Source organism: Amycolatopsis sp. NPDC006131, from assembly GCF_040614175.1.
GTDB lineage: Bacteria > Actinomycetota > Actinomycetes > Mycobacteriales > Pseudonocardiaceae > Amycolatopsis_E > Amycolatopsis_E tucumanensis.
In genome coordinates this window covers 37,074-46,576 of record NZ_JBEXTX010000064.1, presented here as the reverse complement: position 1 = coordinate 46,576, position 9,503 = coordinate 37,074, and the positions used below count along the sequence as shown (strand labels likewise).

The 9,503-nt window shown below is 71.0% G+C and carries 10 protein-coding genes; 5 read left to right on the top strand and 5 right to left on the bottom strand.

The window, feature by feature from the left end; all coding sequences use genetic code 11:
- The first annotated feature begins 98 nt into the window (after positions 1-98).
- Together ABZ215_RS27945 and ABZ215_RS27940 are read left to right on the top strand one after the other, a co-directional pair.
- Positions 99-341, top strand: coding sequence for a DUF2630 family protein (locus tag ABZ215_RS27945; RefSeq protein WP_020421345.1), 243 nt, complete (start codon positions 99-101; stop codon positions 339-341).
- A gap of 72 nt (positions 342-413) precedes the next feature.
- The gene (locus tag ABZ215_RS27940; protein WP_354952812.1) at positions 414-1,031 is read left to right on the top strand and encodes an FMN reductase; all 618 of its coding nucleotides are present in this window, start codon (positions 414-416) and stop codon (positions 1,029-1,031) included.
- On the opposite strand, the gene ABZ215_RS27935 is transcribed toward ABZ215_RS27940, so the two are convergent.
- The 4 genes from ABZ215_RS27935 to ABZ215_RS27920 are packed head-to-tail and all read right to left on the bottom strand — an operon-like array spanning position 1,015 to position 5,375.
- Entirely contained in the window at positions 1,015-2,175 is a 1,161-nt protein-coding gene (locus ABZ215_RS27935) for an acyl-CoA dehydrogenase family protein (protein ID WP_020421342.1), read from the bottom strand. The two genes, ABZ215_RS27940 and ABZ215_RS27935, sit on opposite strands and share 17 nt — an antisense overlap.
- 14 nt (positions 2,176-2,189) lie before the next feature.
- Complete coding sequence (locus tag ABZ215_RS27930) at positions 2,190-3,692, bottom strand: 3-hydroxyacyl-CoA dehydrogenase (RefSeq protein WP_354952810.1); 1,503 nt, start codon at positions 3,690-3,692, stop codon at positions 2,190-2,192.
- On the bottom strand, positions 3,689-4,444 hold the full coding sequence (locus tag ABZ215_RS27925; protein WP_354710873.1) for a CoA-transferase: 756 nt from the start codon (positions 4,442-4,444) through the stop codon (positions 3,689-3,691). Before ABZ215_RS27925 ends, ABZ215_RS27930 begins: the two co-directional genes overlap by 4 nt.
- A gap of 1 nt (position 4,445) precedes the next feature.
- Positions 4,446-5,375 (bottom strand): CoA-transferase, encoded by a 930-nt coding sequence (locus tag ABZ215_RS27920; protein WP_354952808.1) that lies wholly within the window; start codon positions 5,373-5,375, stop codon positions 4,446-4,448.
- Positions 5,376-5,482: 107 nt separating this feature from the next.
- Here ABZ215_RS27920 and ABZ215_RS27915 point away from each other — a divergent pair, with 107 nt between their 5' ends.
- Entirely contained in the window at positions 5,483-6,376 is an 894-nt protein-coding gene (locus ABZ215_RS27915; RefSeq protein ID WP_020421338.1) for a LysR family transcriptional regulator, read from the top strand.
- Here the strand turns inward: ABZ215_RS27915 and ABZ215_RS27910 are convergent.
- Positions 6,363-7,004, bottom strand: coding sequence for a TetR/AcrR family transcriptional regulator (locus ABZ215_RS27910; protein WP_354952806.1), 642 nt, complete (start codon positions 7,002-7,004; stop codon positions 6,363-6,365). The genes ABZ215_RS27915 and ABZ215_RS27910 overlap by 14 nt on opposite strands.
- Positions 7,005-7,116: 112 nt before the next feature.
- Here ABZ215_RS27910 and ABZ215_RS27905 point away from each other — a divergent pair, with 112 nt between their 5' ends.
- Positions 7,117-8,082, top strand: a complete 966-nt coding sequence (locus ABZ215_RS27905; protein WP_354952804.1) for a zinc-binding alcohol dehydrogenase family protein — start codon at positions 7,117-7,119, stop codon at positions 8,080-8,082.
- A 105-nt stretch (positions 8,083-8,187) separates the two neighbouring features.
- On the top strand, positions 8,188-9,498 hold the full coding sequence (locus ABZ215_RS27900; protein ID WP_020421335.1) for an MFS transporter: 1,311 nt from the start codon (positions 8,188-8,190) through the stop codon (positions 9,496-9,498).
- Positions 9,499-9,503 lie beyond the last annotated feature (5 nt).

The window sequence follows — 9,503 nt, the reverse complement described above, 5'->3', positions numbered from 1 at the left end:
AAGCCACCCAACGGGGCAAGAACCCATCAGCCACACCCCATCGCCCTGGGCATCCAGAACATCCCGTCCTGAACATCAACAATCTTATGGAGAACACCATGGCCGACCAGGACATCATCGCCAACATCGACAAGCTGATCGCCGAGGAGCACGAGCTGCGGTCGCGTTCGGTCGGCGACGGCCTGAGCGACGAGGACCGCACCCGGATGCGCCGGGTCGAGGAGCAGCTGGACCAGTGCTGGGACCTGCTCCGCCAGCGCCGGGCCGCGCGGGAGTTCGGGGAGGACCCGGACCAGGCGCAGGCCCGCCCGGTCAGCGAGGTCGAGTCCTACCGCCAGTGATGGAATACCCACCCTGCCCAGGCTGTTGTGCCGACTAGTTGAACGCACAACTACCTGAGCAGGGTGAGGTCCATGTCCCGCACACTCGTGGTCGTTTCGGCCGGCCTGAGCAGCCCTTCCTCGACGCGGCTGCTGGGTGACCGCCTGGCGCAGGCCGCCGCACGCGAGACCGGCGCCGCGGTCGAGGTCGTCGAGCTGCGCGACCTCGCCACCGACATCGCGAACAACCTGGTCACCGGCTTCCCGAGCCCGAAGCTGGGGGACGCCGTCGAGACCGTCACCCGCGCCGACGGGCTGATCGTGGTGACGCCGATCTTCAACGCCTCTTACAGCGGCCTGTTCAAGTCGTTCTTCGACGTGATCGAGGCCGGCTCGCTGCAGGGCAAGCCGGTCCTCATCGCCGCGACCGCGGGCACCGCCCGGCACTCGCTCGCGCTGGAGTTCGCGCTGCGGCCGCTGTTCGCCTACCTGCGCGCCGACGTCATGCCGACCGCCGTCTTCGCCGCCTCGGAGGACTGGGGCGCCTCCGACGGGCCGGACGGCGACCTGACCGCGCGCATCGAGCGCGCCGCCGGTGAGCTGGCCGCCGCGGTGAGCGGGCGGCCCGCCGCGCCGGCCGTGGCCGCGGAGGACGAGTTCGTCCCCTTCGACCAGCAGCTGGCGCGGCTGGGCATCACGTCATCGCGTTGACGCCGGTCAGGTCCCGGCCGATGATCAGCTTCTGCACCTGGCTGGTGCCTTCGTAGAGGGTGAGCACGCGGGCGTCGCGGACGTACTTGCCGACCGGGTACTCGTCGATGAACCCGTACCCGCCGAACACCTGCAGGCAGTTGTTCGTCACGCGCACCGCGGTCTCGCTCGCGTGGTACTTCGCCGCCGAAGCGTCGGTGGCGTACTCCTTCGGCTTCATCCCGGCGTCGGCCATGCGGGCGACCTGGTGGGTGAGCAGCCGCGACGCCTGCACGTCCACCGCCGCGTCCGCGAGCAGCTCCTGGACCAGCTGGAACGACGCGATCGGCTTGCCGAACTGCTCCCGCTCGGTCGCGTAGCGGGTGGCCGCGTCCAAGGCCGCCTGCGCCACGCCGACCGCGCCCGCGGCCACCGAGATCCGGCCGCGGGACAGCGTGCCGAGCGCGATGCCGAGGCCCTTGTCGACCTCGCCGAGCCGCGCCGAATCGGGCACGCGGACGTTGTCGTAGGTCAGCTCGGCGGTCGCCTGACCGCGCAGGCCCAGCTTGCCCTTGATCTCCGTCGCCGTGAAGCCGGGGGAGTCGGTGGGCACCAGGAACGCGGTGATGCCGCGGTCGCTGGTGCGCGCGAAGGTCAGCGCGACCTTCGCCCACGTGCCGTTGGTGATGAACATCTTGCTGCCGTTGATCACCCAGTCGGAGCCGTCGCGCTTGGCGCGGGTGCTCAGCGACCCGGCGTCGGAGCCGGTGCCCGGTTCGGTGAGGCCGAAGCAGCCCAGCGCCTCACCGCTGATCAGCCGCGGCAGCCACTCCTGCTTCTGCTCGTCGGTGCCGTGCGCGGCGATCGTCTTCGACACCAGGCCGAGCGACACCGACACGATCCCGCGCACCGCGGAGTCGCCGCGGCCCAGCTCCTCGGTGACCAGGACGTAGGACAGCATGTCGGCGTCCACCCCGCCGTACCGCTCGTCCAGCGTCAGGCCGAGGAACCCCAGCTCACCGAGCCGCCGCACCACGGACTGGTCGACGTGCTCGGCGCGGTCCCACTCCCGGGCGTTGGGCGCGATCTCGGCGTCCACGAACTCCGCCGCCATCCGGCGGAAGTCGCGCTGGGTCTCGGTGAGACCGAAATCCCGTGCCAGCATTGGCTTTCTCCTCCTCAGACGTCTTCGGGCGCGGTGCCCGCGGCGGTCAGCGGCAGGCCGAGCTGCGCGCGTTCGGCCAGCCACCGCGTCGGGCGGTAGCGCGGGTCGCCGGTGGCTTCGTGCAGCGCGCGCTGCAGTGTGAGCAGCCGGGCCGGGCCGACCTCGTCGCCCCAGGCCAGCGGGCCGCGCGGGTAGCCGAGCCCGAGCCGCACGCCCAGGTCGATGTCCGCGGGCGCGGCGATGCCCTGCTCGGCGATGGAGGCGGCCACCGAGACGATCGACGACACCAGCCGTTGCGCCACACCGCCTTCGACGTCCCGCACCACCGACACGGCTTTGTCGCCGCGGGCCAGGACCGCTCGCGCGTCCCGAGCCGCGGCCGGGTCGGCGGCCGGGGTGATCGCCAGCACCCGGCGCGCGGTCCGGATCGACAGCGGGTCGACGCCGAAGGTCCGCTCCGGCGGCAGCCCCTGCGCGGCGATCGCGGTGGCGACCGTGGTGCCCCACGTGGTGACGAGCGCGACCGCGTCCTCGGTGACCGTGTCGGCGACCTTCGCGCCGGCCTCGGTCAGCGCGGCGCGCAGCTCGTCATCGTCCGTCCACACCGGACGATCCGCGTCCCCGGTGATGGGCTTCTCGACGGGCTTTTCGGCGCCCTCGGTGTAGTCGAACCAGCCCTGCTTCGTCTTGCGGCCGTGCAGGCCGGCGGCGACCCGGTTCGGCGTCAGGAAGGACGCGCGCAGGCGGTCGGAGTAGCGGAACCCGGCCCAGATCGACTCGATCACCGTCGCGGTGACATCCAGCCCGGTGAGGTCCATCAGCTCGAACGGGCCCATCTTCAGGCCCAGCACGTCACGCGCGATGCGGTCCAGCTCGGCCGGCTCCGCGGCCTGGCGCTCCAGCAGCGCGAGCGCCTCGGTGACCAGCCCGCGGCCGGCGTGGTTGATCAGGAAGCCCGGCGTGTCCGACACGACGACCGCGCTGTGCCCGGTGTCCCGGACCAGTGTGGACACCCTGTCCACCACCTCGGGCCGGGTCCGGGCGCCGGGGATCACCTCGACGATCTTCATCAGCGGCGCCGGGTTGAAGAAGTGCAGCCCGACCAGGCGGGACGGATCGGACAGCCGCGCCGCGATCTGCGTGACCGGCAGCGACGAGGTGTTCGTGGCGAACACCGTCGTGGCCGGCAATGCCTTCTCCAGTTCGGTGAACAACGCGGCCTTGGTGTCCAGGTCCTCGCGGATCGCCTCGATCACCAGGTCCGCCTCGCCCGGCTGTGCGGGGGAGTCCAGCGGCACCAGGCGCGCGCCGATCGCGGCGGCCTCCTCGGCGGTGCTGCGGCCCTTCGCCACGGCCCGGTCGAGCATGCCGCGGACGAACTCCACGGCCTCGCCGACCGACTCCGGCCGGGCGTCGGCCAGCTCCACGGTGTGCCCGGCGGTCGCGGCCCACTGGGCGATCCCGCGGCCCATCACCCCGGTCCCGACGATCCTGATGCGCACGGTCCTCTCCTTCATCGCAGATACACCCGCTCCGGGTCGACATCTTCGCGCAGCAACCGTAGTTCGGCCTCGCTCGGCGGTTCGATCACCGTCAGGTCGCCGCCCACCTCCAGCGGCCAGCCGGTGCACTCGCGCGCCTGGTCCACGGTGACGCCAGGGTGCAGCGCGACCAGCTTCAGCTCCTCTCCCGGGCCGCTGCGCGCGAGGATGCCGAGTTCGGTGATCACCCTGGTGACGCCGAGCCCGGCGGGCCGCACACCGTCGGCGAGGGCGCGGTCGGGGCCGGGCGAGGTGCAGAAGTCCAGCTCGTCCACAAAGGACCGGGGGTCGTGGCGGCGCATCACCACGAACACCTCACGCGAGTTCGCCATGACCTCCATCGCGCCGCCGGAACCGGGCAGCCGCACCTTCGGGGAGTGCCAGTCGCCGATCACCGAGGAGTTCAGGTTGCCCCAGCGGTCGATCTGCGCGGCGCCGAGGAACCCGACGTCGATGTGCCCGCCCTGCAGCACGTAGCCGAACAACGCGGGCATCGACAGCACCGCCTCGGCACCGGTGATCAGCACGGCGTCGGCGATGGTCTCCGGCAGGTGCGACGGGTGCGCTCCGCACACGCCCGACTCGTAGACGATCTCCAGGTCCGGCGCGACGGTCAGGTGGGCCAGCGACGCGGCCAGCGTGGGCAGGCCAATGCCGGCGAACACCGTGCGCTTGCCCGCCAGCTCGCGGGAGGCGACGACGGACAGCGTTTCACTCGAGGTGGTCATGTCAGAGCCTCCGTCCGTAGTTCACCGGTTCGCTCAGCGCTTCGCCGACCACGAGGCCGGCCCAGAACTCCTCGCCCAGCTTGGCGACGTACTCGGCGTGGTCGGCCGTGCCGTGCACCCACTCCGCCATCCACGCGGCCAGCTTCTCCTTGTCCCTGCTGATGCCCGACCACGCGCGGTAGAAGGCGTTGTCGCGGTCGTAGTAGCCCTGCGCGAACGACGGGTGGGCCCCGCGCGGGACCTCGACCACCGCGTCCACGGCGTGCGCGGGCACCACCGTGCGGTTCGGGTCGGAGCGGACCACCTCGTCCGCCACGATCTCCTCGACCACGACGATCGCCCTGTCCGCGGCGAACACCGCCTCGGCCTGGATGCCGGTCAGGCCCCAGATCTGGGTGTTTCCCGCCCGGTCGGCGCGCTGGGCGTGGATGATCGTGACGTCCGGGTTGACCGGCGGGACGACGTAGATCTGCTCGTCGCCGTAGGGGGAGGCGACCTTGCGGATGTTCGGGTTGACGCCAGGCAGGTCGGAGCCGGCGTAGGAGCGCAGCGGGTAGAACGGCAGGCGCTGCGCCCCGGCGAGGTAGCGGCAGATCAGGCCGTAGTGGCTGTACTCCTCGAACTCCAGCGGCTCGGGGTCGGCGTGCTCGATCCGGCGGCGCAACTCGCCCAGCGACCCGGCGGAGGAGTTGCCGACGAACGAGGACACCAGCTTGCGCACGCACCCGCCGGCGAGCATCTGGTCGACGACGATGTCCGCGGTCATCCGGACGACGGTGAGGTCGCGGCGGCCCTGGCGGATGATCTCGTGCCCGGCCGCGGTGGGGATGAGGTGCGTGAACCCCTCCAGGGCGACGGTGTCCCCGTCGTGCACGAAAGCCGCGACCGCGTCGCGCAGGCTCATCGTCTTGTCCGGACCCGGGCGGGGCATCGTCGCGCTCCTGTGCTGCTCGTGGATGGGGCGGTCTTCACCGTGCCACCGAGATTGATTAGTGTCCAATACCGAATCAGAGTCAGATCAAGACGGAGCTGGTAATAATGGAGCTGCGTTACCTCACGTCCTTCCTGGCCGTGGCCGAGGAGCTGCACTTCGGGCGCGCCGCCAAGCGGCTGCAGATGGCGCAGCCGCCGCTGTCGCAGCAGATCCGGCAGCTGGAGAAGGAGCTGGGGGTGCAGCTGTTCGAGCGCAACACCCGCTCGGTGCGGCTGACCAGCGCGGGCGAGTCGTTCCTCGCGCCGGTCCGGCGGGTGATGGAGGACCTGGACATCGCCACGAAGGCGGCGCGCGCGGCGGGCCGGGGCGAGTACGGGCGCGTGACGGTGGGGTTCGCGGGCGCGTCCAGCCACGAGAGCCTGCCGCTGCTGACCCGCGCCGTGCGGGCCGCGCACCCGGGGCTGGAGCTGGTGATGCGCGGCCAGACGTACGCGAACGTGGCGCTGGCGCGCGTCGCGGACGGCTCGCTGGACCTGGGGTTCGTCCGGCTGCCGATCACCCAGCCCGGCGTCGAGGCACGGGTGATCGACGAGGAGGAGATGATCTGTGCGCTGCCGTCGGACCATCCCCTGGCGCGGCTGGACGAGGTGCCGGTCGAGGCGCTGGCGGAGGAGGCGTTCGTGAGCTTCCCGGCCAACGCCGGGTCCAGCGTGCGGGACGCGACGGTGCGGGTGTGCGTGTCGGCCGGGTTCAACCCGCGGGTAGTGCAGGAGGCGCCGGACTCGTACACGATCCTCGCGCTGGTGGCGGCCGGGGTCGGGGTGACGCTGACGGTTTCGTCGTGCCAGCACATCCAGCAGACGGGGCTGGCGTACCGGCCGCTGGCGGGTGAGCCGGTGCGGTTGCAGGCCGCGCTCGCCTGGCGGCCGGACAACCCGTCGGCGGCGTTGCGGACGGTGCTGGCGATCGCGGAGCAGGCCTTGCCTACGCCTGCCTAGGGGTCCTGGCGGATTGCGCGCCGTGGGGTGACACGCCGAGCAGGGGAAGCCACACGGTGTCCACGATCTCGACGATCGCCTCGTCCGGGACCGCGCCCATGCGCATCAGCATGTCGTGGCGCAGCAGGTCGAAGGGCAGGTTCACCAGGCGCGCGGACCGCGGCTCGTCCGCGAGCTCGCCGCGTTCGACGGCGCGCTCGACGAGCGCCGCGAAGGGGGGCGTCTGGTCCGCGGGGCGGAGGCGGCCGCGGAGGTCGTCGAAGGTGGTTCCGGTCTCGCGGAAGTAGTCCGCCAGCTGGATGCGCAGGAGCACCACCGCGCGGGACCGCTCGGCGTTGATCGTGCGCAGGAGTGCGAGGGCGTCCTGGCGCAGGCTGCCGGTGTCGGGAGGGATGTCGAGTGGACGCCAGTGCCGGGCGAGTGTGGCGACGAGGAGGTCCTCGCGCTGCGGCCAGCGGCGGTAGAGCACCGGCTTGCTGGTGCCGGCGCACGCCGCGACGGCCTCGTAGGTGAAGCCGTGGTAGCCCTGGTCGACCAGAACCTCCCAGGCGGCATCGGTGATCGCGTTCTCCAGGGTGGCACCCCTGCGTCGCGTGGAAATGCCGTCCGTGCGCTGCCGCTCACCCATCACTGCCCCACGTCTCAAGCAATACCGTTAGATCCGCTTGCGTATCTTAACCCGCGGACGTAGTCTCGGAGTCATAAGATACCAAGTCGTTTCTAAACGGGGGGAGACCCGTATGTCCATGATGAACGCCGCGCTGGTGGAGTCCTTCGACGAGCCGCCGCACTTCTGCTCCGTCCCGGCCCCTGAGGCTGGTCCCGACCAGGAGGTGGTGGACGTCCTCGCCGTCGGCGTGCACCCCGCCACGCGCGGCATCGCCGCCGGCAAGCACTACACGAGTCCCCAGGCACTGCCCGCCCTGGCGGGTGCGGACGCCGTCGTCCGCCGGGCGAACGGCAGCCTCGGCTACGTCATGCTCATGGGTGCGGGCACACTGGCCGAGCGCATCGTCGTCGATCCGGCCGCCGTCATCCCGGTTCCGGACGGAGCCGATCCCGCACTCGTGGCCGCCACCATGAACCCGGCGCTGTCCTCATGGACTGCGCTGCGCACCCGCGTGCCGTTCCAGGCCGGGCAGTCGGTCCTGGTGCACGGCGCGACCGGCAACGCCGGCTCGACGGCCGTCAAGGTCGCCAAGCACCTCGGCGCGGGGCGGGTGATCGCCGCCGGACGCAACCGCGCCCGCCTCGACGAACTCCTCGATCAGGGCGCGGACGCCGTCGTGCAGCTCCGCCACGACGAGGACGCCACCGCGGCCGCGCTCGCCGAGGCCGCCGCCGAGGTCGACGTGGTCCTGGACTACGTGTGGGGGCAGCCGACCGAACTCGCCATGCGTGCCGTCCTCGGAGCGCGGACCCAGCACACCCGCCTGCTCGACTGGGTGCAGATCGGTGGCATGGGCGGCGACGGGATCACCCTGTCCGGGCACCTCCTGCGCTCCAACGCTTTCCGGATCCTGGGCAGCGGCTTCGGCGCCGTGGACACGCAGGTCATGCAGCGGGAGTTCACCGAGCTCGTGGCCGCGATCGCGGCGGGCGGCATGGCCGTGCGCCCGCACCCGTTCCCGCTCGACCAGGTCGAGGCGGCCTGGGCCCACCGGGACGCGCCCGGGGAGCGCACGGTCATCCTCCTGCGTGATTGAGACGACCGCCGTCTTACCGGCCCCGCGATTCGGTATTGGACTCTTCTAGGTCCCGTTTGGCACGGTGTCCGAGCAACACGGGATCTCAAGGGAGAGAAAATCACCATGAGCACGGCCACGGCGGCCAGACGAGCGGGCATCGGGTCGTTCATCGGCTCGACCATCGAATGGTTCGACTTCTACATCTACGGCACCGCGTCGGCGCTGGTCTTCGACGAGGTCTTCTTCCCCGAGCTGGACGGGGCGCTCGGCACGCTGGTGGCCTTCGCGACGTTCTGGGTCGGCTTCCTCGCCCGCCCGCTGGGCGGGGTGATCTTCGGCCACTACGGCGACCGCCTCGGCCGCAAGAAGACGCTGGTCATCACGCTGCTGATGATGGGGATCTCGACCACGCTGATCGGCGTCCTGCCCTCCTACGCGCAGATCGGCGTCGCCGCGCCGTTGCTCCTCATCGCGATCCGCATGGTGCAGGGCATCGGCCTCGGCGGGGAGTGGGGCGGCTCCGTCCTCATCGCCTCCGAGCACGCGCCCAAGGGCAAGTCGATCCTCTACGGCGCGTTCGCCCAGCAGGGCTCGCCCGTCGGCAACACCCTGAGCACCGTCTGCTTCCTGGCGATCAGCCAGCTGCCCGACGACGCGTTCACCTCGTGGGGCTGGCGCTTGCCGTTCCTGTTCTCCGCGCTGCTGGTGATCGTCGGCCTGTTCATCCGGCTGCGGGTCGCCGAATCGCCGGCGATGGCGAACCTCATCGAGAAGAAGGAGGTCGCCAAGCTGCCGTTCACCGAGGTGCTCCGCACGCAGCCGCTGCTGATCGTCCTCGGCATCGGCGCCTGCACCATCGGCCTGTCGGCCACCTACTTCAAGTCGACGTTCGCGTTGTCCTGGGCCACCTCGGACCTCAGCTTCGACAAGAGCTCGTTCCTGACGATCATCCTGGTCGCCAACATCACGCAGATCCTGGTGCAGCCGTGGGGCGCGGTGATCGCGACGAAGATGCGCAGCTGGTCCCGCGCCGTGATCGTGATGCTGGTGCCGGAGATCCTGCTGATGCCGCTGATGTTCCTGTTCATCGGCACCGAGAACTACGCGCTCGCGATGATCGGCACCGCGGTCGCGACCGTGCCGCACTGCCTGTACTACGCGGCGCTGGCCGGCATGCTCGCCAGCCGCTTCCCCGCGAACGTGCGCTACACCGGGATCTCCCTGTGCTACCAGCTGTGCGGCACCCTGCTCGGCGGCACCACGCCGATCGTGGGCCAGTTCCTGCTGAACCAGACCGGGTCGATCGTCGCGGTGATCGTGTACGCGGTGTTCCAGGTCGTGCTGACGCTGGGCTGCATGCTCGCGTTGCTGCGCAAGCCCAACTACGACGAGCGCGCCGGCGAGCCGACCGGTGCGCAGGCCGTCGCGGCCTGAGGGGA

Excerpts from the sequence above, each read along its gene's own strand:
- ABZ215_RS27945 (WP_020421345.1), top strand. The coding sequence starts at position 99 with ATGGCCGACCAGGACATCATCGCCAACATCGACAAGCTGATCGCCGAG.
- ABZ215_RS27940 (WP_354952812.1), top strand. The coding sequence starts at position 414 with ATGTCCCGCACACTCGTGGTCGTTTCGGCCGGCCTGAGCAGCCCTTCC.
- ABZ215_RS27935 (WP_020421342.1), bottom strand. The coding sequence starts at position 2,175 with ATGCTGGCACGGGATTTCGGTCTCACCGAGACCCAGCGCGACTTCCGC.
- ABZ215_RS27930 (WP_354952810.1), bottom strand. The coding sequence starts at position 3,692 with ATGAAGGAGAGGACCGTGCGCATCAGGATCGTCGGGACCGGGGTGATG.
- ABZ215_RS27925 (WP_354710873.1), bottom strand. The coding sequence starts at position 4,444 with ATGACCACCTCGAGTGAAACGCTGTCCGTCGTCGCCTCCCGCGAGCTG.
- ABZ215_RS27920 (WP_354952808.1), bottom strand. The coding sequence starts at position 5,375 with ATGCCCCGCCCGGGTCCGGACAAGACGATGAGCCTGCGCGACGCGGTC.
- ABZ215_RS27915 (WP_020421338.1), top strand. The coding sequence starts at position 5,483 with ATGGAGCTGCGTTACCTCACGTCCTTCCTGGCCGTGGCCGAGGAGCTG.
- ABZ215_RS27910 (WP_354952806.1), bottom strand. The coding sequence starts at position 7,004 with ATGGGTGAGCGGCAGCGCACGGACGGCATTTCCACGCGACGCAGGGGT.
- ABZ215_RS27905 (WP_354952804.1), top strand. The coding sequence starts at position 7,117 with ATGTCCATGATGAACGCCGCGCTGGTGGAGTCCTTCGACGAGCCGCCG.
- ABZ215_RS27900 (WP_020421335.1), top strand. The coding sequence starts at position 8,188 with ATGAGCACGGCCACGGCGGCCAGACGAGCGGGCATCGGGTCGTTCATC.